We start from the raw sequence: 24,529 nt of genomic DNA, 5'->3' as shown, positions 1-24,529 counted from the left end.
GCTGACACCATCATTCAATAAACCTCTCTACTTGGTTTCGATGCGTTTGCTTAACAGCACATATAACGCGACGAACCAGTGCAAGCCGTGCCACAGCCGCCAAAGGTCAGGGGACGGATGGCCATGGTGATGTCGGCTTCGGCGTACTCACCGCTAACGAACAAGGAACCAGCGGGATTCTCTTCGCTGGCTTCATTACGCCACAGGTCAACAAGGCTTGCTGCGTCGATGCTGTTCATAAGTCTTCCTTCTCACGGTTGGTCGATTGAGTTTGTCGGAGGGCCCCTGCAAAGCATCGCCGCCGGTACTTTGCAGGGGCTCCCCGTGCTGCCGATAAGACGCTTGTGCCATCGCTCAGCAGCCGAATTCAAGCTACACCAACAAACTTTGCGAATCGAATCATTTCTTATGCATAGCGGGTTATTGAATCAATCTCGCCACATCTTAATCTTGTGCCCAAATCCCCCGCCCAGCCTTTGCCTTATCATTCAATCCCGCACTCTGCCACCGGCATTATCTAGTCGTGATTATAAGAAAATAAACTGATATACCCTCCTTGCAAGTTGCACTCCACAGCCGCAGCAAACACACCTAATCCGGCAAACAAAAAATCCATAATAAACAATGCATTATGCACACCACCCATCACGCCAATTCAGATTTCACACGGGCAAGCCAGCACTTATTTCGCATCGCAGCAAACACGATTTACCCTTGCTGAATAAAACAAGATGGAATAAATCCATGCCCATATATTGCCAGTCGAATCTTATGCCGCGAAACTAATCCACCCGCGCTCGGCAACCCACACCAGCAGCACCCCACCCAATTCCGCCGGCGATCGTGTTTCGGTGCGCTTGCTTGGCAGGCCCAGCTACCCGCCCAACCCTGCAGACATCCGCTTGCTCTCAGCAAGGCGGTTCACAGTTTGCGATTGCTCGTTTGCCTCAGCGCAACGCCAGCAAGTGCGCCCAGAAGCGGATGGGGTGTACCGCCCAGCGGCACTGGCCCAGGCAGCACCCGGGCCCATGCGTCAGCGCCTTGCCATCACTTGGCCCGCCGCCACTCCATCACCCAGTTGTGCGCCCAGCTTTGGCCGCCATCCTCCGAAACCACCTGGCGCCAGCGGCAACCATGGGGGGTGATGCTGTCCCAGATACCGAGCGAGATCGTCTTGCGGCCTGCCACTTCTTCCTCGGCCCAGAACAGCCCTACGCCTTGCTCGAAGCTACCCTGCAATCCCGGTGGTGTCAGCGCGCCGCTGCGGGCATTCACCCAGAAGTCGGACCACCGCTGCTGCTCAACATCGAGCAGGCGCAGGCCCATGCCACTGAAGTTACGAGCCGGGATACGCAACTCCTCGACGCTGCCTACGCCGCCCAAGATCGTCCAGCAGGTAGCCTCGCCCTCAAAATGGTCCCACTCCTTCGCCCCAGCCGGCAGGCGCCAGTGGCGTATCTTCCACTCGCCTGCCAGAAAGTTGAAATCGCCAGGCTTGCCCGGTGTCGGCAGCTTGGGCAGCGGCGGTACGGCATCCAGCACAGGGGCGTTGCTCGCCAAGGTAGCGCCTGGCAGCAGGGCTGCGGCACCGGCAGCCATCATCAAGGTACGGCGGGTTTGGTCCATCTCAATCTCCAGTTGTCAGGATTACAGGGTAAGCATGGGCCGTGAGGCCCTGCATGCAGTAGCGTTCCGCGCCGCAATACATGCCGGCATCGACCGCGCCCTTGCACACAGGGCACCTGAGGCTGGAAGAAATGCTACGCTTCAATACCTGACAACCTGTGGCAGGTATTTTCTTGCCGCGCCTGATACCCGCCTCACCATGCGATCCAGCCGGCTGCTCTCCATCCTGATGCTGTTGCAATGGCGTGGCTGCCTGTCGGCCACGGTGCTGGCGCGCGAGTTTGAAGTGTCGGTACGGACCATCTACCGCGACGTGGATGCGCTGAGCGCCAGCGGTGTTCCCGTCTATGCCGAGCGGGGCCGCCAGGGCGGCATCACCCTGCACGAGGGGTATCGCACCCGTCTGACGGGCCTGACCCCTGGCGAAGCAGAGAGCTTGCCGCTGGCCGGCATTGCCACCATAGCGCGGGATCTGGGCCTGGGTGCCGAAGCCACCGCCGCGCAGTTGAAGCTCATGGCCAGCTTGCCAGTAGACGCCGGCGAGGGGGCACTACGCATCGCCCGCCGATTCCATATCGACCCACTGCCCTGGTATCACCGTGCCGAAACCGCACCCTGCCTGCCGGAGCTGGCCAATGCCGTCTGGCGCGAGCGCTGCATCCTTATTGACTACGAGAACTGGCAAGGCCCAACCCGGCATGAGCTGGAGCCCCTGGGGCTGGTGCTGAAAGGTGGGCTTTGGTATCTGGTCGCCAGCCATCGCGGCAAACAACCGCGCAGCTACCGCGTTGCCAGCATACGCTCCATCGAGGTTTCGGACCGTAGCTTCAAGCGCCCTGCCGGCTTCGATTTGGCCGTGCATTGGCCTGCTTCGGTAGCTGATTTCGAACGATGGCTGACGAGAGATATCGCCACCGTCAGGCTGTCGGCAGAGGGCTGCCGCATCCTGCGCGCCGTCAGCCCCATGGCGGCCGAGCAAGTAGAGGCCAGCAGCAGGCCCAGTGCGCGCGAGCAATGGATAGAGGCAGAAATGCCTATCGAGACGCCGGAGTACTCGGCACGCCAACTGCTGCGCCTGGGCGCCGAGGTCGAAGTACTCGCGCCAGCAGCGCTACGCCTGGCACTACAGCAGGAGGCACAGGCCGTGCTGGCGCTCTACGGGCAGGAGCCCAACCCAGGCGCCGGCAAGGTTGGTAGCGGCAAGGCCTAGCCACCCACCATACCTCCCAGATTAACGCCCTTTAATCACCCGCCCAGATTGCGTCAAGGTTGGGAGGGCGATGATCAAGCTGCGCACGTAGTACCTGCGCTCACCACGCAAGGGGACGAGCATGCACTACCTCTCCCGACCTTGGATATGGATCGCCCTGCTTGGCCTACCTGGCAGCCATCTGCCGACGGTGGCACCCCAGCTGGAGATGGCCATGCAAGAGGCCACCCAGGCCACCAGCGTGCAAGCACAGCGCGCGGCGGGGTTGCGATCCAAAACCGCACGTAGCAGCCAGTTGCTGTTTCTGTTCGAGGATGGCCAACCGCCGCCCGACAAGAAACCCGCGCACGGGCGACTCTGACCCCGTAGTCAGCGTACCCCGCGAATCTGGCGCACCTTGCTGCCTGCCTGCAGCTCGGCCAGCACCGTATCGAGTGCGATGGGCCGGCCCACCGCATAGCCTTGGGCGTAATCCACGCCCAGCTTGGCCAGGCAATCGAATATCTCCTGCGACTCGACAAACTCCCCTACCGTTGCGGCACCCAGCTGATGGGCCAGTTGGTTGATGGTGGCGACGATGGCGGCATCGGTGGGATTGCGATCCAGATTGCGGACAAAGCTGCCGTCTATCTTGATGATGTCGACAGCAAAGTGCTTGAGGTAGTTGAAGGAACTCAAGCCGGCACCGAAGTCGTCCAGCGCAACCTTGCAACCCAGCTCCCGCAGCGTCTTGAGTATATGGGATGCCACCGATAGCTGATTCATCAGCGCGGTTTCGGTCACCTCGAAATGCAGCTGGCGGGGCGCCATGGCAGACTGGGCGATCTGCTGCAGCAGATAGGGCAGGAACTGCGCATCGTTGAAAGAGTTGGCCGACAGGTTGATACCCACCGACACATGTGAGTGCGCCGCCAGCGCCGGGCCCAGATTGCCCAGCACTTCCTGTATCACCCAGCGGTCTATGCTGCCCATCAGGCCAAAACGCTCTGCCGCCGGGATGAACACGCCGGGCGACATCAGGCCGCCTTCATGGTCGTACATGCGCAACAGCAGCTCGAAGTGGCGATGAAAATCGGCATGGCTGGCCGTGGGCACGATCTCCTGGGCGTAGAGGGTAAACCGGTGCTTCTCCAGTGCCTCCCGCAGGCCGCTGGCCAGCAATATCTCGTGGTGTTGCCGTTTGACATCGTCCTGGCCGGCGTAATACAGCGACACCCGGTTGCCACCGGCCTGCTGGGCAGCGTAGCAGGCCACGTCAGCCTGGCCCATGATCTCGCCGGTGCCCTGGGTGGAGGGCAGGATGGGGGCGATCCCTATACTGGCCCCCACCACATAGACATGCCCCTCCCACGGGAAGCGCAGGCTGGTGACGGCCTGAATGATCTTGTTGCCCATCTCCTGCGCCTTGCCCAGATCGCAGTTCAGCAGCAGCAGGGCAAATTCATCGCCGCCTATGCGGGCTATGGTGTCGGAGTTGCGCACCTGCTCCATCAGCAGCAGGGCCAGTTCGCGCAACAGCATGTCACCTGCAGCATGGCCAGCCGAATCATTGACCACCTTGAAGTGATCGATATCAATAAAGCACAGGGCATGCTGGCAGTTGCGCTCGCCGGCATTGACGACAGCACGCTGCAGCTCCTGCTCGAAGCGGGCGCGGTTATACACGCCGGTCAGGGCGTCATGGGTGGCGCTAAAGCTGAGTTCCTTCTGCAGCTTGTGGCTGCTGGTCTGATCGTGCCAGACCAGCACAGCACCGGTCACTTCGCCGTTGCTGGCGCGCACCGGAGCGGCGGTATGCCGTATCTCGTAGCGCTCGCCTGTTTTGCTGATCAGCGTCACACCCTCGTCACGGCAGAAGCCGTGCATCTGCTGCAGGCTCAGCTTGATAGGGCTGCCGACAGGCTCGCCGGTTTCGCTGTGCAGCGCCCGGAATACCTGCTCATAGGGTACGCCTTTGGCCATGGCCAAAGTCCAGCCCGTCATGGCCTCGGCCGCCGGGTTCATATACGAGACCGTACACAGGGCATCGGTCAGCAACACAGCATCACTGATGGCAGCTATGGTGGTTTGCAGCCGCTCCTGGGCCTGGAACAGCATCTCCTTGGCGCGGCGGGCATCAGTCATATCACAGCAGGACCCCAGCAACTGCGCCGGCTGGCCGGGCTGGCTAGGCAGCAACCTTGCGGCAACACGCAGATGCCGCATATCGCCTCTGGGCAGCACCACCCTTACTTCCACATCCAGCTGCGTCTCGCCGTTGGCGGCAAACCGCACCGCATGCTCAAAGCCCTCCCCGTCCAGCGGGTGCATCAAATAGGCCCAGGTATTCAGCGCAGGCCGGAAGTTTGCCTCTGTCACCGCATGCAGGGCATGCATTCGGCCATCCCATAGCAAACCGCGCCCGGCATCCCACGACCATTGCCCCAGGCCGTTGCTCTGCGCCAGTTGCTCCAGCCTGGACCGGTCCAGTTGCAGTGCCTCCTCGGCCCGCTTGCGCTGGTCTATGTTCTCGATCTGCGAGACAAAATACAGTGGCGTACCCGCTTCATCGCGCACCACCGACACCGCCAGCTCCACCCACAGCACCCGGCCATTCCTGCAGATATAGCGTTTCTCCATCTTGTAGGTGTTGATGCGGCCGCTCAGGATGTCATGCACCAGATCCAGATCGTCCTGCAGGTCGTCCGGGTAGGTCACATCCTGAAAGCGCATGGTGGCCAGTTCCTGCTCGGTGTAACCCAGCCAGCCGCACAGCGTCGGGTTGACCTTGAGCCAATGGCCTTCCAGGGAGACCAGCGCCATGCCAATGGCGGAGAACTCCATGGCCCCACGGAAACGGGCCTCGCTGATGGCAGCCTGGGCCCGGCTGGCGCGCAGTTGTTCGATCACCACTGCCAGGAAGTAGGCCGGTACCAGCGTCAGGGCGATAGGCAGGTGGTGCAGGGGTGTGCTGGCCTCGCGTGCGCTGCCCGGCGAGAGCCAATCCAGCGCGATCAGGGTGAGGATGAACAGGGCGTTGATACCGCCTATCAGGGCTGTGCCGAACACGCTGAGGCGCAAGGCCACCAGCAGCAAGGGCAGCATGATGTAGGCAAAGGGATAGGGCAGATGGACCAGGGCAAAATAGGCCGTGCCCATGGTCAGCGCCAGTAGCATCACCACATCGCCGCTCTGCCGCCCCGCCAGGTGATTGCGCCAGGCTTCGCGGCTGCTATTGAGCAGCAAGGGCAGCATCACCAGCAGGCCGATGGTGTCGCTAACATACCAGCGCAGCCAGTTATGCTGGAAGGTGGCCAATTCGCCGGTACCAAATGCCGCCGCACCGATCACCGACGCCAACAACGGCGGCATGAATACGCCGGCCCACAGTACCCGTACGGTAGACGACATATCGCTGTCGAACGCGGCACTGATGTTATGTACCCGCAGTGCCCAGTAACCTATCAGTATCTCCACCAGATTGGCTGCGACAAAGAACAGGGTCAACTGCAGGGATGCGCCGAAAGCCAGGTTGGCCAGCAGGTTGGCCAGCGCTACCGGTGGCAGTATCAGGCTCCATTTGCCTGGGAAGTGCAGCAGGGCAACTATGCCCAGCGCATTGGGCAGCCAGAGACCGGCTATCCCACCCGATAACTTGAACAGACCGACACACAGGCTGGCCAGCACAAAGTACAGTAGGAACAAAGGCAACGTCAGCGTCAGCAGATCTTGCCGCAAGGCAGGGCTCATCACGGGGCTCCTCGATACCTCTGCCTTGAAGTCAACCGGTGTACCCCTGGCAGATGGATGCCGGGCCCGCCTTGGGCATGCCCGCCCTGGGCCCGACGGCTGTGCATACTCAACCTTGGCAGGCGGCGAGCGGCTTTGCCAGCCAGCCGACAAATGGAGCGATCACCGGCTACCCCTCGCTCGCCCCGTCGCTAACCCGCATGGTGCGCCCCTATACCCGCACCAGCCTTGATATGGCGCAATGCAACATTTGCCGCCGAGCACTACATTACGGTCATAACCAGAACACGATTCGTTCGATCTGTGGGAGGAATAAGCCGAATGCACCCCTGGCATGCCATGGAGCCGCCCCATGTTGCGGCGCACTTTGAGGTGGATGCCCAGCAAGGCCTGGATGAGGCGGAAGCCGCAGCCAGACTGCAGAAGCACGGTCGCAATCGGCCCAGCGCGCCACCCACACGTAGCGGGCTCGCGCGTTTCCTGTCGCAGTTGCTGCAGCCCTTGATACTGGTGCTGATCGTCGCGGGCACCGTCACCGCCTGGCTGGGCGAAACAGTAGATGCCAGCGTGATTCTTGGCGTGGTGCTGATCAACGCGCTGGTGGGCTATATCCAGGAAGGCAAGGCCGAAGCCGCGCTGGCTGCGCTGGCCCGCTCAATGACCATGGAGGCCACCGTGATGCGGGGTGGCAGTCGGCAGCGGCTGGATGCCGCCCATCTGGTTCCCGGCGATGTGGTGGTATTGGCGGCCGGCGACAAGGTGCCGGCAGATCTCCGGCTGTGCACGGGAAAGTCCCTGCGTACTTCCGAAGCAGCACTGACCGGGGAATCCACGCCGGTAGACAAACACGCTCAGGCTCTACCCGCCGAAACCGTGCTGGGTGACCGACGCAATATGGCCTATGCCGGCACCCTGGTCGTGGCAGGGCAAGGCAGCGGCGTAGTAACGGCAACCGGCGATCACACCGAGGCGGGCAAGGTATCGGGCCTGATTGCCGGAGCGGCCGAGCTGGCCACACCACTCACCCGCAAGCTGACGGTATTCACCCGCTATCTGCTGGTCGCCATCCTGGCGCTGGCGGCCCTGACCTTTGCCGTAGGTATCTGGCGCGGCGAAAGCGCCTTCAATATGTTCATGGCCGCCGTGGCCTTGGCAGTGGGCGCCATCCCAGAGGGCTTGCCCGCTGCCGTGACGATAACACTTGCCATCGGCGTAGCACGCATGTCCAGACGCCGCGCCATCATCCGCAAGCTGCCCGCCGTCGAAACCCTGGGCAGCACCACGGTCATCTGCTCTGACAAGACCGGCACCCTCACCGAGAATGCCATGACCGTACAGGCCATCTGGTCTGGCGGGACAAGCTATAAGGTGAGCGGGCTGGGTTACGATCCGATCGGCCAGATAACAGCAGCCATGCAGCCCGCCGAGATCACGCCGCCACTGCGTGAGACACTGATGGCCGGCGTGCTGTGCAACGACGCCAAGCTGCTGCCCACAGCAAGGCAATGGACGCTGCTGGGCGACCCCACCGAGGGCGCCCTGCTGGTTGCGGCCAGCAAGGCCGGGCTGGACTGCGACACGCTCTACAGCGTCTTTCCCCGGCTGGATGAATTGCCATTCGACCCCAACCGGCAATACATGGTCACCCTGCACGAGATCGAGGGCGAGCGCCTGCTCTACGCCAAAGGTGCGGTGGAAAAACTGCTGCCCGCCTGCAGCGCCATGCTGAATGCTGACGGCCAACCCATACCGCTGGCGCCAGAGGCCATCCACCAGGCTACCGCGCGGATGGCGGAAGCCGGCCTGCGGGTATTGGCCCTGACGCGCTCGACCCTGGCGGCCAACCGGATACTCGATCACGACTGCCTGGGTGCCGACCTGGTGTTCCTCGGCCTGATGGGGATGATAGACCCGCCTCGACCTCAGGTGCGGGCATCCATTGCGGCCTGCCACAACGCCGGTATCCGGGTAAAGATGATTACCGGCGACCACCCCGGCACCGCCCGCGCCATCGCCTGCCAGCTAGGCATTACCGGCAGCGACACCAGGGCCTGGACCGGGCAAGAGCTGGCCCAGTTGGACGATGCCGCCCTCTGTACGGTGGCGCGGGAATTCGATGTGTTCGCCCGGGTGGAACCGGAACAGAAGTTCCGGCTGGTGCAGGCGCTGCAAGCCAATGGCGAAGTAGTCGCCATGACCGGTGATGGCGTCAATGATGCCCCCGCGCTCAAACAGGCCGATATCGGCGTGGCCATGGGCCTGGGCGGCACCGCCGTGGCCCGTGAGGCGGCCGCCATGGTGCTGACCGACGACAACTTCAGCACCATCGAAGCTGCCATCGAAGAAGGCCGTGGCATCTACGACAATCTGCTCAAATTCATCGTCTGGACCCTACCCACGAACGCCGGTGAGGGACTGGTGATACTGGCGGCCATACTTGCCGGGGTAACCCTGCCGATCACGCCCCTGCAAATCCTCTGGATCAACATGACTACGGCCGTGCTGCTGGGCATGATGCTGGCCTTCGAGCCGCCCCGGCACGACATGATGCAACAGCCGCCGCGCTCCCCCTCGGCGCCCTTACTGAGCCCAACCCTGCTGCGACGCATCGTGCTGGTGAGCCTGCTGATGCTCGTCGGGGCATTCAGCCTGTTCGAGCTGGCGCTGCGGCAAGGCAGCACGCTGGCCGAAGCACGCACCGTCGCCGCCAATGTGTTTGTGCTGATGGAAATACTCTACCTGTTTAACTGCCGCACCCTGAGCCAGCCCTGCTGGGCCAATGGCTGGTTCTCCAATCAGTGGGTGTGGCTGGGCAGTGCCGCCATGCTGCTGCTGCAGTTGGCCTTCACCTACGCCCCCACCTTCAACAACGTCTTCCAGACCGCCCCCATCAGCGCTCAGTGGTGGCTCACCATCACGGCCTTTGCCGCAGGCAGCAGTGTCCTGATCGAACTGGAAAAAGCACTGACGCGCCCCAGGGGTAGCGACAGCTGATACGGCATCGCCCGCCGCAGCGCTTACTTGGGTGGGATAGCCCCGGCAGCAGGCCAATCGGTATCGCCTATGCGCTTGAGATCCATTTCAAAGAAACGCACAGGTTCCTTGCCCGGCATCAGCCGGTCGCCGACTTCCTTCCAGCTGCCGTCCTTGATGGTGGCGGTGTAGCGTATGGTCATGGGACCGGCGGGGATTTCCCAGACAAAGCCCTGCTCCGTGGGGGTCAGCGCAAAATCACCGACATTGCCCATGGCGTAGGAGTGCATTGTGTAGGCATTGCTGGCGGGGTTGTAGGAGATCGTGCCAAAGGCGTTGAAGCCCACCTTGCCGTCCGCCTGGTAGCCACGTCCTTCCACCACCTTGACCGACCCATCCAGAAACGGCCCGACACGCTCGGTCTGGGTAACCGTGTGCTTCTCGCCCGAGGGCAGCAGGGTCCAGGCGGTGCCGCGCCAGCTGCCATCCATAAAAGCCAGCTTGGCCATGGCGGCCTGCTGGGCAGGGATGACTTTAGCTGGATCAGGCCGCATGGTGCCTGCAGCCAGGCTGCTTATACTGGTCAGCAGCAGCAGGGACGCAACGGTAGTGCGCAGGGTGTACATGGTGTGCTCTCTTCGTCAGTAGGGGCGGTGACAAGCGTACATGGAAGAAAATAGACGGGTCGACATAATGTCGGCGCCAGACATCTGGCTGTTGCGAACGATCAACACGGCCCCTGCACCCCGGTAGAGCGGCCAAAGCCGCCCCGCCAGGATGCAGGCCTACATTACTGCTTCACCATGGTAGCCACCGAGATATGCGGCCAATCTATGCCGTCAAAATTGAGTATCACGGTCTGGGTGTACTGCAATTGCATGAACTGTTCCCCGTCGGGCAGCTCCACCGTCTCTATCCAGAATATGGCGTCCAGCTTGGTGGCATTGGCGTTCTGGGCGATGAAGGGGATATTGACGATACCGCCCACCGGTGTAGTGGATATCTCCAGCACCACGGTGTTGACGATGTTCTGTCCCTGTATGGCATCCACCAGCAACTGATTGGGATTGCCCACCATGGCCTGGGTAATGCCGGGGGGCAGGTCGGAATGCAGGTAGGGGTCCAGATAACCGAGCTGGCCGGTGCCAGGCCCCGTGGGCGTGGAGCTGACCGGAGCAATCTGCGGGCCGCCGTTGACCTCGAACGCGGTACCCTGGGCCAGCAATGAATCGCCGTGCGGAATGGTGGATTGGCGCACGATGGTTGCCGGCGCCGACGGGTCGCTGGTGGGCGGGACGTTCAGCCAGATGCCGGGCTCGATATGCAGGGCAGCATGGCTCTGCTTGTCGCTGACCCGTTGCAGATAGGTCAGACCGGTCAGGAAGATATCGTCCTGCAGCGAACCACGGTTAGGGACAGGCGCACCGATGGGTGAAAAGTCCAGTACTTCATGGGTGGCGTTCAGCATCAGCCTGAAAATTCCGCCATTTTGCTTGTTGGGCAGGGCAATCAGGTTGAAGCCGCTACCTATCCAGCTGCCGGCCAGATTCTTGAGCAGGCCCAAGGGCGAGGCGGTGGCGGTCGATGGCAGGCTGGCGCGCATCAATTGTACGGGGGGACGGGCTTGATTCACGATGGTATTCCTCCAGTGACGGTTGGGTAGGCACGTACATGAATGCCGTGCTTTTCTTGCTTATTGCCGGACACACCACTCGCCACATGGCGATGGCAAAAGGTACGGCGCAGGCCAGATCGGGATGGCTAGCTCCGTTCTATGGGATGACCGAGCGCCATGCATCATTCATTTGGGGGACACTGGATTTATTCCGCCCACCGGCCATGCCCACCAACTGGCAACGCTGCTATGCCTCCCCCATTTGAATGAAGGTAGCCAATCCGCCTTGTGCTAAAGCTATTGCATGGCATCCGCAATCTGCCCTGCCCGCCTGGGCCGAGACAGACCGAGATGGCATGAAAGCGACCCATAGAGGTCAACAAGGAGCGAGGAATCCTGCCCCCTGCCATGGTCCGGTCCCACCGGCCAACGTCAGGCCATCACGCACTCTCCTGCCTTACGCCTCCTTGCCGGGCCACGCCCACTGAGAGCCTGTTCACGATCTTTTCGCCCCGGCGCCGGTCCGGCCCTTCGGGTTCCGGGCATTGCCGGTAGCGACCGCCGCGGCAGCGGTCGGCGTTACAAACCGCTTGCGGTACCCGTACCGCGGTGCGGCTTGTGCCTTGTCCGCTATCCGGCACTACCCGGAACGCCGGGGCGAAAAGATCGTGAACAGGCTCTAAGACTGACACGAACGGCAGCAAGACCGTTCGCCCGCACGCGGCCCCGGCCACAGGCGGACTCCCCACGGGCGGAAAGCCCGATAGGCAATACAAGCAAACGGAGGATGTATGGCAACGGCAACAACAGCTGGCCAGCCCCGCTGGGCCAGGGACTATGTGTTCGATATCTTGAGTGAGCTGGGCATCCACTACATTTTTGGCGTGCCGGGCACCAATGAAATCCCCATCATCGACGGCACCGCCTACCCCGAGAACGAGGTCGAGTACATCGAGTGCCTGCACGAGAACATTGCCATCGGCGCGGCCATGGGTTCTGCCCGCATGACAGGCAAACCCGGCGTGATGGTGGTGCATGTCACCCCTGGCATCGCCCACAGCATAGGCAACCTGTTCAACGCTGCGCGCTCGCAGGTGCCGCTGGTCATACTCTGCTGCCAGCAGCAGAACGAGCTGGTCACGCAGGAGCCCTTGCTGGCCTCCAACCTGGTGGACCTGGCCAAGCAATACACCAAATGGGCACACGAAGTCCGTACCCCGGAAGAACTGCCCATGGTGCTGCAGCGCGCCTTCAAGGAGGCCATGGCCCCCCCGAACGGCCCGGTGTTCGTGGCCATCCCTTGGGAATTCACCATGCGCCGCATCGGTGACCATGACCGAGTGCCCGGTGTCACCCGCATCTCGCCGCACTTTACCGGCGACCCGGAGACCATACGCCAGGTGGCCACCCTGCTGGCCGAGGCCAGGAATCCCCTTATCGTGGGTGGCGATGCCGTGGGCTATGCCAATGCCTGGCCCGAGATGCAGCAGCTGGCCGAGCTGATCGGCGCGCCGGTACTGCTGCAGACCTTCAGCAGCGTGGCCAACTTCCCCAATAACGACTACCACTGGCAGGGTGAGTTACCGGGCAGCCAGCAAGCCATGCAGCAGGTATTCGAAGGCCACGATGTGGCCTTCCTCTGCGGCTTCAGCAACCAGGCCCAGATCACGGTGTTCAAATACACCCAGGGGGCGCTGATACCCCCCCATGTGCGCCAGGTCTACCTCACCAACAACACCTGGGACATCGGCAAGAACTACTACGGCGAGGCCGCCATCCTGGGCGATATCAAGGCCACCCTGCCCCTGATCAACGCGCTGATCGCCCCGCAGGCGCCAGCCGCCGCCGCACAACGCAATCAGCACCTGCGCGAGCTGGATGCCGCACGGCGGGTATCGTGGGATCAATACCTGGCCCAAGCCATGCAGCAGAAGGAAATCTGGGCCGTGGTGATTGCCGACGCCCTGCGGCAGGAGATAAGCGAACGCGGCCTGGACAAGAAGTTCGTCTACGTCCACGAGGCAGTGTCCGATCCAGCGCCATTCCAGTACCTGCTGCCCTTCGGCACCGAGGGGGGCGCACCCATCAGCTACTACTGCGTGGGCGGCGGCTCCCTGGGCTGGTCCATGCCCGCCACGCTGGGCATCAAGCTGGAACAGAACGGCTGGCAGGATATCGAGACCCAACTGGTGGTATCGGCTACCGGCGATGGCTCCTCGCTGTTCTATCCGCAAACCTGGTGGACGGCAGCGCATCGCCAACTGGGCGTGCTCTACATCATCACCAACAACCACGAGTACCACACGCTACAGCTAGGGCTGCAACAGGTTATCCAGGCCTATGGCTCGGCACCGGGCTATGGCTGGACGCCCAAGACCGACAACCCGGACTACCTGCGCATCCGCGGCCCTGCCCCCGATTTCGTCGGCATGGCCAAGGCGCTGGGCGAACTGGGCGGCGAGGTAGTACACCTGCCCGAGCACGTCCGGGCTGCCGTGCGGCGCGGCATCGATCATGTGCTGCACACCCGCCAGTCCTACCTCCTCGATATGCGCACGGCGCAGAACACACCCACCACCCCGTCACTGGCCGAAGCCAACCGCATGGCCCTGGCCCGCTATGTGGGGCAACCACCATTGGACAGCTTCCATCAGCCGGCCGGCAAAGGCCTGCTCAAGGGCGAGCCCGGCAGTGCGCAGCCCAATATACCCATCCTCTTCTAAATCACAGGCAATAACAGGGCGCCCGGCAGCAGGCGCCTATTCAATCCAAGGAGATCAGTATCATGGCTAACGAAACCGTAGATATCGCCATCATCGGCGCAGGGATTTCTGGGGTTTACAGCGCCTGGCGGCTCAAGCAGGCCCACCCTGGCAAGAAGATCGTCGTGTTCGAGAGCTCCGACCATGTCGGCGGCCGCCTGCTATCGGTACAGCCGCCCGACATTCCCAATATGGTGGCCGAACTGGGCGGCATGCGCATTCTGCCCGCGGTACAACCACTGATTACGGCACTGATCGCGGAACTCAACCAGTCGCTGCCCCCCCACGAGCAGATCGAAACCTATCCCTTCCCGGTGGACCAGGACCAGAACCTGGCCTATCTGCGTGGCGTCTATCTACGCCTGAGCGACTTCACCAGCCAACCGGACAAGGTGCCATACCAGCTGTCCTTCCTCGATAGGGGAGCCACTGCAGGCAGCATCATCCTCAATGCCATCGAGCAGATCGTCCCCGGCATTACCGCCCCCGACCTGACCGAGGAGCAGCGCCGCACCATGGCACAAGAAGCCAGCTTCGGTGGCCTGCCACTCTATCAGCAGGGTTTCTGGAACGTGCTGCTGCGGGTGATAGACAGCGAGGCCTACCAATTGGGGGTGGATGCAGGCGGCTACAACTCCACCCTGTCCAACTGGAACGCGGCCGATGCCATCCCCTGGTATCTCTCCGACTTTGGCATCGACCCGCAATACAAGGGCTTCTGCAAGGGCTTCCAGCAGGTACCCAAGTCCATTGCGGCGCTGTTCCAGCATGCCGGTGGCGAGATCAGGCTGAACGCCACGGCGTCGCGGCTCAAGTGGGAAAACGAGGTGTTTGAATTTGCCGTCGAGGGCAAGGTCATCCGGGCACACCAGCTCATCCTGGCCATGCCGCGCCGCGCCATCGATCTGCTGGCCGCCACCAGCCCCATCCTGCAGGAAATCCAGCGCCTGACCTCCAGCGTCACCCCCAGGCCGTTGTTCAAGCTGTTTACCACCTACAACAACCCCTGGTGGCGCGCCGCCGGCTATACCAACAGCGACAACGTCTACGTACCGGTGCAGGCGGGCCGCTCGGTCACCGACCTGCCGGTACGGCAAACCTATTACTGGCCACAAAGCGACGGCCAACCGGCCGAATCCGGCCGCGCCATGCTGCTGGCCAGCTACGATGACGGCACCAATACCGGCTTCTGGGACGGACTGCGCCCGCAGCGGCATCAGCTGAAGCGCAGCGGCCAGGAAGTCGCCGCGCTGGCCGATCCCTTTGTGGGCGAAGCCACCGCCAGCCAGACCGAATCCACCTGGCACCAGTACAAGGCCCCCCGCCTGATGGTGGCCGAAGTCGCCAGACAATTGGGCACCATGCACGGCCTCAACTACACCCCCGAGGTACGCAATGCCGCCTTCCGCGACTGGGGCGACGACCCCTTTGGCGGTGGCTGGAACAGCTGGAATATCGGCGTGAAGAGCTGGGAGGTAAAGAAGCAGATCATCAAGCCACTGGATATCTGCCAGCTCTACATCTGCGGCGAAGCCTACTCTGATGCCCAAGGCTGGGTGGAGGGTGCCTTGCAGACCGCCGAGATGATGTTGAAGCGGATGGCTTACTAAACGCTACTGGCTGGCACGAAAAACAAAGGCCTGGGACATACCCAGGCCTTTTTCCAACACCAGGTGCCGCAATCCAGCCGACACAGGCCGACAACCGCTACTCACGCAGAAATTGCAGCAAGTCACGACTCAGTCGCTGCTTATCGGTAACGAACAGGCCGTGAGCCGCACCTTCGTATTCCAGCAAAACCGACGAGGGCATGGCTTTGGCCGCAGCACGTGCCGAAACCGCTATCGGCACTGTCTGATCTTCTGTTCCATGGATAATCAATGCGGGTACCGTGAATGCCGACAAATCCTCGCGAAAATCCGTCGTGCCGAAGGATCTCACGCATGCCAGCGTCCCCTTCAAACCAGCCTGCATGGCCATGCCTTGTGCCCAATCCAGGGTGGCTTGTGATACTTGGCCCTTGCCAAAGAAGGTTTTGAAAAAGCCTTCAAAAAAGGCAGGGCGGTCAGCCCGAATAAGGGCGCTCATCTCATCAAAGACAGCGTCATCCACGCCTTCTGGATTGTCCGGAGTTTTGCGCATAAAGGGTACGACAGAAGAAATAAGCACCGCTTTTTCCACTGACTTGCCCGCATGGCGTGACATATAGCGTGCCACTTCACCGCCCCCCATCGAGAAGCCAACCAGTGTCACGTTTTTTAGATCAAGCTGGCTCATCACCGAACACAGATCATCGGCCAAGGTGTCGTAGTCATAACCCCACCAGGGTTGCGAAGATCGTCCAAACCCGCGCCTATCATAGGCAACCACCCTGTAGCCTGCCTCCGCCAGCACCAACGCTTGGTCGTCCCAGCTATCCGCTGAAAGCGGCCAACCGCTCAACAGCAACACCGGCTGCCCCTGACCCCAATCCTTGAAGAACAGCGTGGTGCCATCCGCCGTGTTTATCGTATTCATGACATGCCTCCACCAAGGTTGATTACCCACAATGGCTGCAGTGTCACGTCAAAGTCTGTGCGCTAGCGAACAGCATACTGTCGGTATACAAGGCCACCCAGATGTGTTGGCGCGCAGCGCCCATAGATTGATAAGCACCCTGCATCGCTTCATACCGCCACACACATCCGGTGCAATGGTCAGTGTCTGTTTAGGCCAGATTGACGGATGAACGCGGCTCCCTAGTAGCAAGCCTAAGCCCGGTGGCTACGCACCTTGCCACTGTGCCTGCCCGTTTCGGCAGTCCCACGTTTTGCCAGGAGCAAAGCGGGATTGGTGGGCTTGCGTGCACTGATGCCAGCATGCCGTAGAGGTTCGAGGCCATACCTCGGGCTGGCAAGCCCAAGGCGACACACCTCAAGATAGCCATGTAGCGCTTGAGAATAGTGGGCTGCGCTTCGCTCTATCGCTTTCATCTGGTGCTGCAAGGTATTACGGAAGAGCGCCCTGTAGAAGGCAACAAACTGCTGGTAGGGCAGCGCTACAGCGAAGATATCTGCTTGCTCCCCCATGACATCACGCCCTCTACCGACCTCTTGCTGTGCAGCGGGGGTAGCGTGTGCGGCCACATACTGTGTGGATTCAAGCAGCGCTAGTCTCGCTGGCGTATGCTGCTTGGCCTGTTCAGTCGCAGCAATCATACGGGTGCCATTTTGCTTGTTCATAAAGACCTCAGCTAAGTGACTCTCACGCCACAAGATTTGGGCATATCGAGAGTAATGCCGGCTAACATTAGAGCGCCGTATCGTTCATGTCGGTGCGCTAACCCGCTGAGCTCGATTTCGGGGCTGTCAGAGGCTTGGTGATAGGCAAGATCGAAGCACCTCGACCAGGCCACCAAACACGGCCATCGTCGTTAAAAGTGCGATAGCGTACCGACGCCTGGGGCCGAGGCGACCATGGTGACAATGTTGCACCCACCTTGGCACCCCGCATCTTGCGGAAAGCCAAGCCTTCAGGAGACGACATCATGCAAAAGCCCAGCGTTCAGAACCCGAGTAGCGACATCAAGAAAACCGCGGTTCAGCAGCCCAAGAACACCACCACTACCCGGCAGGCTCCCTCCAGCCCCAAACCTAGCCAGGCACCACTGAACAAGCCTGCCACCAAGTGACCGTATAAGCCTGTAAACCGTTCGTGCATCGAGCCGCAGTACACTGTGTTGTACTACGGCTTGAGCTGGTTGGCAGCTGAGCTCGGCCCTGTGCACGCTGCAACACGCACACCAGAAGCTAGCCCGCCACCAAGCTGCGGTCAGTCCTTGTCACACGGCAGCCATAGCAGCCGTAACCAGCAAAGCGGGCCAGCACAAACGCCACCTCATCTCTGGCCCACAGCCCTTGCAAGCGTTCCTCTGCGTCCCCTGCCGTGACCACCAAACCATCAACTATGCGCTCGCTGGCCGTATAGGCCCGCAGCACCAGGGTGTCTTTGAAGTAGTCCGCTACAGGCGCCAGCGGCAGCGCCTGGACACTGGCGGCGACCGGGCTCGCATCCCGCAGGATAAAGACCGGGCCAAACTCGCGGTATGGCCCCGGCAGGCTGAAAGGGCAATAGCTGGCCAGTATCAACGCCTCACCGTGGTGGGCACGTCTAAGCACGTCGCGACAGGGCTCCCCGCCCTGCGCTTGATGGTACTCCACCGGCTGCTGCTGATCATCCAGGCCATGCATGCGTGCACGGGCCAGAAAATCGGCCCTGATGGGCTCGATACGATAAGGTATGGACATGGTGCTCCCTCTTCATGACGGGCCCAACGGGCCGCAATGCAGACAAGGTAGGCTGCCTGTACCCAAGCCGACACCCGATTCCTGCTGAGTCGCAGGCAACTCGCTGCGCCAGCGCTACCAACAAAAAAGCCCAGCCAAAGGCTGGGCCTGGAGGATCACTGCAGCGGTTTACATCCGCTTGGCGTAGGCCACCAATTGATCCAGCGCCGTGCCCCATCCTTGGTGAAAGCCCATTTCCTCGTGTCGCTGCCTACCGGCTTCGTCACGGTGTATGGCCACGGCCCGGTAACGGGTGCGTCCCCCTGGCAGTTCGTCCAACAACAGCATGGCGCTCATGAAGGGCTCCGCCGCCGGTCGGTAGCCAGGCAGCAGGGCATCGGTCCAGACTAGGCGCTGGCAGGGCACAACCTCCAGATAGCAACCGATATTGGGATAGTCCTGGCCTTCCGGCGAACGCATGGTGGTGCTGAACATGCCACCGGGGCGCAGATCAATCTCACAATGCGAAACCGTCCAGGGCGCTGGGGTGAACCAGTGGGGTATATGCTCAGCCTGGGTCCAGGCAGCCCAGACCAGTTCGCGCGGTACATCGATCTCCCGTTCCAGTACCAAGTCCAGCTTGGGATCCGGGGTCCATGGGGTTGCGGTCATGTGTTTTTCTCCTTGAGTGCCATAAGGTAGTGGTCAAGTTGATCCAGTCGACGCTCCCATAGCGTCCGTTGCTGCGCCAGCCAGTCTTCCGCCAACTGCAAGCGGGCAGCGGCCAGTTGGTATGTGCGTACCCGCCCCACCTTGCTGGAACGCACCAAACCGCAGGATTCCAGTATCTTCAGGTGCTGCACGAAGGAGGGCAACGCCATATCGAACGGCGCAGCCAAATCGCTGACCGTGGCCGGGCCACGGCTCAGTCTCTCCAGCACCCTGCGGCGGGTCGGGTCGGACAGTGCGCGGAAAACACCATCTATGGGCTCAGCGCCATGTGACAAGATCATTCCTCCTGGCTGCACGTTCATCCATGCAGCCTCACTACCATAGCAAATACTTAGGTAAAATACTAAGTATTAATCTCAAAAAAGCCAGTGAAGCGCTGCCAGCCCCGGCAGCAGCCCACTGCGCTACTGGGGCCGCATTAATCCAGCCTGGCGGCTCCTGCTAGGCGAGCGATGGCCGTGATGGATACGGCAAGCTCTCCCAACAACGCCAGAAAGTGGTAGCTAGCGCCGCCTAGTACGACATACGCCGCAGCGCGTCTTCTTCCAGCGCCCGCTCTACATGGAGCAGGACATCGTCCACATCGGCAGGACGCTCATCCAGCACTACCCGGCCAGTCAAGGGTACATCGGGCAGCAAGCTACCCTCCTTGTAATGTGCCCAGATTTCCTTGCTGTACTGGCTGGCTTGCAGGGCCGGGGCAAACACGGCGAAGAAATTGCGCAGATTGTTCACATCGCGCTCCAGCATATCGGCCGCGCTATTGTTGCCAGCGGCATCGATAGCCTGCGGCAGGTCGATGATGACGGGGCCATCCACCCCGACCAGGATGTTGTATTCAGACAGATCACCATGCACCACCCCGGCACACAGCATGCGCACCACCTCCCGCAGCAATACCTCATGGTATTCCAGCGCCAGCGCCTCGGTCAGATCCACATCATTGAGGCGCGGGGCGGCATTGCCATCCGCGTCCACCACCAACTCCATCAACAACACGCCTTCGTGGCAGATATTCGGCCTGGGCACCCTCACGCCGGCTGCAGACAAACGGTATAGCGCATCCACCTCGGCGTTCTGCCAGACCTCTTCCTGCATCTTGCGGCCATAGCGGCTCCCCTTCTCCATCGCCCGGGCCTGCCGGCTGTTCTTCACCCGGCGGCCTTCCTGATACGACGCGCTCTTGCGGAAGCTACGCTGATTGGCTTCCTTGTACACCTTGGCACAGCAGATCTCGTCGCCACAGCGCACGATATAGACGGTCGCCTCCTTGCCACTCATCAACTGGCTGATGACTTCGTCTATCAATCCTTCTTCAACCAGGGGCAGGAGTCTTTTGGGTGTCTTCATCGTAATAGCAATAGGCCAGATAGGGGAGAGAAAGCCCCGACCGGTCAGGCCGCGTAGGGATACACCGATAGGGATACTCAGGAACAGGGGGCGCAGGCACGGTCACCACACAGGGAAAGCACGCACCGCAAAGCGGGAAGGCAGCGGCTCAAGCCGAGCCGAATCAATAGTTTAACAGCTCCCAGCCACTTGGCAGCGATACTATCAACGACTAGCCTGTCACATCCGCCCAAAGGTAGCGCCGGCCGGCATGGCCAATGCCGCACAGCAGGCAGCTTACAGCGCCTTGGACACACAGGCTTAAGGCAAGCAAGCCGGCGCATGCAGGCGCTTGATTCAGAAGAAGAAGTTTACCCCGGCAAGCCGTCTTCCCCAATCAGCCGGGTGGCGGCGTGCTCCGTGCCTGCCCAGGCGCCCAGCCCACCATCCCGCTAACGCGGCAGGATGATGGGCGGCTGCTTACTTGCGCCAGTAGTTTGCCGTCATGAAACAATGCCACTGGCCATCGTCACCCAAGGTATGGGACTTGAGCGTACGGTGATCCGGACCGTGCAGCTCGATGACATCGCGGTACTTGCCCATCTTGCCTTCCACGGCAAAATCCGGCCCTTCGGCATCCAGCGACAATATCCTGCGATCCTTATCGAGGCTGCCATCGTAAACCCATAGATAGGTCATCATCGAGCCCACCCAGCTACCGCAGAAACGCCCTTTCTGCGGGTCGTAGCCCAAGGTCATCAGCATATTGGCCATGCCACCACCAGGCATTTCGCCGCGCCCCTCCAGCAGCACCCACAAGTCACCCAAGGCACGCACAGTCTCCTCGCCCTGGAACTTCATCAGTGGCTCATCCGGCCCCATCACGGCCTCACTTTCATAGCGCCACTCGCCTACCAACTGTAACAACCAGCGGTGCTCGTCCTGTGCTTCAATCTGCATGGTCAACCTCCTCAGGTATAGGGATGGCCGCCTAAGCGACCCTGCTGCCAGAACCAGCATAGCAAGCCATGGTCGGAAAGCGCCTGGCAAGCTAGCTAGTCATGGCAGCGCGGCGCAAGGTAAGGGCGCTATTGGAATGCCACCTCGGCAAAGCTACGCAGCTTGCGGCTATGCAACTGGCCCAAGCCCTGCTCGCGCAGCAGCTCCAGGGCCCGTATGCCTATGCGCAGATGCTGGTCCACCCGCTCACGGTAAAAGTGGTTGGCCATGCCTGGCAGCTTGATCTCGCCATGCAGCGGCTTGTCACTCACGCACAACAGGGTGCCGTAAGGCACGCGGAAGCGGAAGCCGTTGGCCGCAATGGTGGCACTCTCCATATCCAGCGCCACCGCCCGGCTCTGGCTGAAGCGCCGTTGCGGTTTGTTATCCGGCAGCAACTCCCAGTTGCGATTGTCGGTACTGGCAACGGTGCCAGTACGCATCACCCGCTTGAGTTCTGCCCCCACAGCCTGGGTAACATCCGACACAGCGGTTTCCAGCGCCTGCTGCACTTCAGCCAGGGCGGGAATCGGCACCCACAGCGGCAGGTCTTCATCCAGCACATGATCCTCACGCACATAGCCGTGGGCCAGCACATAGTCGCCCAATTGCTGGGTGGTACGCAGGCCGGCGCAATGGCCCAGCATGATCCAGGCGTGCGGCCGCAATACAGCCACATGGTCGGTCATGGTCTTGGCATTGGCAGGGCCGACACCAATGTTCACCATGGTGATACCGGCATGCCCCTCGCGTACCAGATGGTAGGCAGGCATCTGCGGCAACCGCGGCGGCGCCACACCCAGAGCATCCCCGGGCAGGGCCTCGCTGCCCACCCGCCGGGTAATCACATTGCCAGGCTCCACAAAGGCGCTGTAGCCGCTATCCGGCTGCGCCATGGCCTCGTGCCCCAGCCGCACGAACTCATCGATATAGAACTGGTAGTTGGTGAACAGCACATAGTTCTGGAAGTGCTCAGGCGCCGTCCCGGTGTAATGGCGCAGCCGGTGCAGCGAGTAATCGACCCGTGGTGCGGTAAACAGCGACAAGGGCAACGGATCACCTGGCTTGGGCTCGTAAGTACCATTGGCAATGCCATCATCCATGGCAGTGAGGTCGGGCAGGTCGAACACATCCCGCATCAGCGCCCGCCGCTCCGGGCTCAGGCTGCCTTCGATGTGGTCGTGCTCGGCAAACGAAAAATGCACGGGTATGGGCTGGGTACTGGTGCCTATCTCCAGCTCGCAGTCGTGGTTCTGCAACAGCAGCGAAAACTGCTCCAGATAATAGCCCGCAAACAGATCGGGGCGGGTCAAGGTCGTCTCGAAGCGGCCGGGGCCGGATACAAAGCCATAGCTCAGATGGGCGGTATCGATGCTCTTGTTGCGCAATGTCGTACGTATCTGGAAGCGCACAAAGGGATAGCAGGCCCGCACATGGCCAGGCAGCGGCTCACCCGCCATAAAGCGACGCATTGCCTCGCGCAGGTGCTTGAGATTGTGTTCATAGATGCGCTGCACCTGCTTCAGGGCATCTGCAGCATTGGTGTAGCGGCTGGGGGCGATAAACGGAGGGAGATGGGACATGGGCTCACACATTCAAAGGTGGGTCGCCTGCAGCGCATTCCTGGCATAGCGCAGGTAGAGGCAGGCGCAGGGCACTACTATAGCCAAACCACCGCGCCATGCACACGCCTGCCAGGCAGCCGCAGGGCTGTTCTACTGGCTTATCATGGCGGCCATCCCTCAATGAACAGGCAGCAAGACATGAATGCGCGACAACTGATTATTGCCGGCAGTCTCAATATGGTGCTGGGCGTCGGTGCCGGTGCTTTCGGCGCGCATGGCCTCAAGGCCGTGCTCAGCCCAGCCCAGCTGGCCATCTGGCAGACCGCCGTCAGCTATCAACAGCTACACGCCCTGGGATTGATACTGGTGGGTGCACTGGCATCCCGCCTGGGGCCAAGCGCCACGGCCCGAATCGGCAACTGCATGCTGGCCGGCATCATTGTGTTCAGCGGCAGCCTGTATGCCCTGGCGCTCAGCGGCATCAAGCTCCTGGGCGCCATTACCCCCCTGGGTGGCGTGGCCCTCCTGGCCGCTTGGCTGATGCTGGCCTGGGCTGCATACCGTTCAAGCCAAGGTGCAGAATAAGCCACGACGGTACGATAGGGCTCTAACCATGTTACCCATCTAAGGAGAACATAATGAGCACGTGGGATTTCTACTTTTTAAATGTCGATGACAAACCGGCATCCATCTATGTCAACCTCGGCGCCATCGATGCTGCACCTAATCCACACTACCCTCATATGGCCTATATCAGACTCCATATGCAAGCACCGCGTGAAGATGGGCTTTCGAGCCAATCCGAATACGATGTGCTGGTGACCATTGAGGATCATCTGGTGAGCACCTTGGTAAATGAAAATACGCAGTATTTGGGTCGTTGCACCACCAATGCTTGCCGCGACTTCTTTTTCTATCTCACCGACGCGCATGACTGGTCATTACGCACCGCCACATGCATGAACGCATTTGATGGCTATCAATACCAAGCAGATACAAGAGAGGAGCCGGACTGGTCAACTTATCACGACTACCTCTATCCCTCCGAGGCTGACAAGCAAACGATGCAGAATCGACATGTATGCGATGCACTAGCCCAACAAGGAGATCAACTCGAAGCCCCTCGAGAGATTGAGCATTGGGCATATTTCCCAAGCAATCATGCATTGGATCTATACGTGATGGAATCACGCCAGTTAGGTTATGAGGTTCGCACCATAACGAAACCAGGCGAAAATCATGATCAATACGGCGTTCAACTTTGGCGCAGTGATGTACCCGCTTACAACTGCATTGATGAGGTCACACTGCCTCTATTCTACTTAGCAGTCAAACACGGTGGGGAGTATGACGGCTGGGAATCCGTCATTATCCGCTAAACCCATCGACACAAACCCGTCAATGCCAATGCATGTACCGGCAGGCCGGTAATCTGCTCCGCTCGATGGCCGACTTAACCAAATCGGCCAAGAGTCGGTAGCCTGCTTACTAGCAAGGCCATGGTGACTCGCAACCGGGCGTCAGGTCTGCCGGTTGCAGCGCGGTCAAGCTCAGCCCGGGAAGATCAGATCAAAGATCCGACAGGGCCTACGCAGCTGCCAATCGCCAAACCCAAACCCCCAAAGCAAAAGCCCCAGACTCTGCTGAGTCTGGGGCTTTCAAGGGGAGCCTGGCGGTGACCTACTTTCACACGGGTAGTCCGCACTATCATCGGCGCTGCCTCG

General features: G+C 61.0%; 20 protein-coding genes. 8 read left to right on the top strand and 12 right to left on the bottom strand.

Features of this window, described 5'->3' with window-relative positions; translation table 11 throughout:
- Positions 1–50: 50 nt before the first annotated feature.
- Positions 51–239: a DUF6229 family protein gene (locus QWZ03_RS02925; protein WP_290331372.1), complete on the bottom strand. Its 189-nt coding sequence runs from the start codon at positions 237–239 to the stop codon at positions 51–53.
- Between the two features lie 808 nt (positions 240–1,047).
- Complete coding sequence (locus QWZ03_RS02920; RefSeq protein WP_290331371.1) at positions 1,048–1,626, bottom strand: hypothetical protein; 579 nt, start codon at positions 1,624–1,626, stop codon at positions 1,048–1,050.
- A gap of 199 nt (positions 1,627–1,825) precedes the next feature.
- Here QWZ03_RS02920 and QWZ03_RS02915 point away from each other — a divergent pair, with 199 nt between their 5' ends.
- Together QWZ03_RS02915 and QWZ03_RS02910 are read left to right on the top strand one after the other, a co-directional pair.
- The gene (locus tag QWZ03_RS02915) at positions 1,826–2,836 is read left to right on the top strand and encodes a helix-turn-helix transcriptional regulator (protein WP_290331370.1); all 1,011 of its coding nucleotides are present in this window, start codon (positions 1,826–1,828) and stop codon (positions 2,834–2,836) included.
- Between the two features lie 121 nt (positions 2,837–2,957).
- The gene (locus tag QWZ03_RS02910; RefSeq protein ID WP_290331369.1) at positions 2,958–3,197 is read left to right on the top strand and encodes a hypothetical protein; all 240 of its coding nucleotides are present in this window, start codon (positions 2,958–2,960) and stop codon (positions 3,195–3,197) included.
- An 8-nt stretch (positions 3,198–3,205) separates the two neighbouring features.
- Here the strand turns inward: QWZ03_RS02910 and QWZ03_RS02905 are convergent, their stop codons facing one another.
- On the bottom strand, positions 3,206–6,565 hold the full coding sequence (locus tag QWZ03_RS02905) for a diguanylate cyclase (RefSeq protein ID WP_290331367.1): 3,360 nt from the start codon (positions 6,563–6,565) through the stop codon (positions 3,206–3,208).
- Positions 6,566–6,886: 321 nt separating this feature from the next.
- Between QWZ03_RS02905 and QWZ03_RS02900 the strand changes: the two genes are divergently transcribed.
- Entirely contained in the window at positions 6,887–9,559 is a 2,673-nt protein-coding gene (locus QWZ03_RS02900; protein WP_290331366.1) for a cation-translocating P-type ATPase, read from the top strand.
- Positions 9,560–9,582: 23 nt separating this feature from the next.
- On the opposite strand, the gene QWZ03_RS02895 is transcribed toward QWZ03_RS02900, so the two are convergent.
- Together QWZ03_RS02895 and QWZ03_RS02890 are read right to left on the bottom strand one after the other, a co-directional pair.
- Positions 9,583–10,164 (bottom strand): DUF1579 domain-containing protein, encoded by a 582-nt coding sequence (locus QWZ03_RS02895; protein ID WP_290331365.1) that lies wholly within the window; start codon positions 10,162–10,164, stop codon positions 9,583–9,585.
- 164 nt (positions 10,165–10,328) lie between these two features.
- Positions 10,329–11,171 carry a heme-binding protein gene (locus tag QWZ03_RS02890; RefSeq protein ID WP_290331364.1) on the bottom strand — a complete coding sequence of 281 codons (843 nt, stop codon included), beginning with the start codon at positions 11,169–11,171 and terminating at the stop codon, positions 10,329–10,331.
- Between the two features lie 773 nt (positions 11,172–11,944).
- Between QWZ03_RS02890 and QWZ03_RS02885 the strand changes: the two genes are divergently transcribed.
- Together QWZ03_RS02885 and QWZ03_RS02880 are read left to right on the top strand one after the other, a co-directional pair.
- On the top strand, positions 11,945–13,876 hold the full coding sequence (locus QWZ03_RS02885) for a thiamine pyrophosphate-binding protein (RefSeq protein WP_290331363.1): 1,932 nt from the start codon (positions 11,945–11,947) through the stop codon (positions 13,874–13,876).
- A 62-nt stretch (positions 13,877–13,938) separates the two neighbouring features.
- Positions 13,939–15,525, top strand: coding sequence for a flavin monoamine oxidase family protein (locus QWZ03_RS02880; RefSeq protein WP_290331362.1), 1,587 nt, complete (start codon positions 13,939–13,941; stop codon positions 15,523–15,525).
- 97 nt (positions 15,526–15,622) lie between these two features.
- Here the strand turns inward: QWZ03_RS02880 and QWZ03_RS02875 are convergent, their stop codons facing one another.
- The gene (locus tag QWZ03_RS02875; RefSeq protein WP_290331361.1) at positions 15,623–16,432 is read right to left on the bottom strand and encodes an alpha/beta fold hydrolase; all 810 of its coding nucleotides are present in this window, start codon (positions 16,430–16,432) and stop codon (positions 15,623–15,625) included.
- A gap of 1,009 nt (positions 16,433–17,441) precedes the next feature.
- Here QWZ03_RS02875 and QWZ03_RS02870 point away from each other — a divergent pair.
- Complete coding sequence (locus tag QWZ03_RS02870; protein WP_290331360.1) at positions 17,442–17,585, top strand: hypothetical protein; 144 nt, start codon at positions 17,442–17,444, stop codon at positions 17,583–17,585.
- 118 nt (positions 17,586–17,703) lie between these two features.
- Here QWZ03_RS02870 and QWZ03_RS02865 read toward each other — a convergent pair whose 3' ends face one another.
- From QWZ03_RS02865 to QWZ03_RS02840, 6 genes are all read right to left on the bottom strand, one after another.
- Positions 17,704–18,201 (bottom strand): DUF1203 domain-containing protein, encoded by a 498-nt coding sequence (locus QWZ03_RS02865; protein ID WP_290331358.1) that lies wholly within the window; start codon positions 18,199–18,201, stop codon positions 17,704–17,706.
- A 168-nt stretch (positions 18,202–18,369) separates the two neighbouring features.
- Positions 18,370–18,852: an SRPBCC family protein gene (locus tag QWZ03_RS02860; RefSeq protein WP_290331357.1), complete on the bottom strand. Its 483-nt coding sequence runs from the start codon at positions 18,850–18,852 to the stop codon at positions 18,370–18,372.
- On the bottom strand, positions 18,849–19,193 hold the full coding sequence (locus tag QWZ03_RS02855; protein ID WP_290331356.1) for an ArsR/SmtB family transcription factor: 345 nt from the start codon (positions 19,191–19,193) through the stop codon (positions 18,849–18,851). The genes QWZ03_RS02860 and QWZ03_RS02855 overlap by 4 nt, the downstream gene beginning before the upstream one ends.
- Positions 19,194–19,425: 232 nt before the next feature.
- A complete protein-coding gene (locus tag QWZ03_RS02850; RefSeq protein ID WP_284196932.1) occupies positions 19,426–20,262 on the bottom strand; it encodes a PA4780 family RIO1-like protein kinase in 837 nt (278 codons plus the stop codon).
- A 459-nt stretch (positions 20,263–20,721) separates the two neighbouring features.
- Entirely contained in the window at positions 20,722–21,201 is a 480-nt protein-coding gene (locus tag QWZ03_RS02845; protein ID WP_290331355.1) for a DUF1579 domain-containing protein, read from the bottom strand.
- 128 nt (positions 21,202–21,329) lie between these two features.
- Positions 21,330–22,823, bottom strand: coding sequence for an AMP nucleosidase (locus tag QWZ03_RS02840; RefSeq protein WP_284196930.1), 1,494 nt, complete (start codon positions 22,821–22,823; stop codon positions 21,330–21,332).
- 180 nt (positions 22,824–23,003) lie between these two features.
- Between QWZ03_RS02840 and QWZ03_RS02835 the strand changes: the two genes are divergently transcribed.
- Both QWZ03_RS02835 and QWZ03_RS02830 read left to right on the top strand, forming a co-directional pair.
- Positions 23,004–23,390 (top strand): DUF423 domain-containing protein, encoded by a 387-nt coding sequence (locus QWZ03_RS02835; protein WP_290331353.1) that lies wholly within the window; start codon positions 23,004–23,006, stop codon positions 23,388–23,390.
- A 53-nt stretch (positions 23,391–23,443) separates the two neighbouring features.
- Entirely contained in the window at positions 23,444–24,184 is a 741-nt protein-coding gene (locus QWZ03_RS02830; RefSeq protein ID WP_290331352.1) for a DUF695 domain-containing protein, read from the top strand.
- Positions 24,185–24,529: the final 345 nt, after the last annotated feature.

It is taken from the genome of Chitinimonas viridis (assembly GCF_030409555.1).
GTDB classification, from domain to species: domain Bacteria; phylum Pseudomonadota; class Gammaproteobacteria; order Burkholderiales; family Chitinimonadaceae; genus Chitinimonas; species Chitinimonas viridis.
Note: the sequence above shows the minus strand (reverse complement) of the source record. Positions and strands in the feature narration are given on the sequence as shown.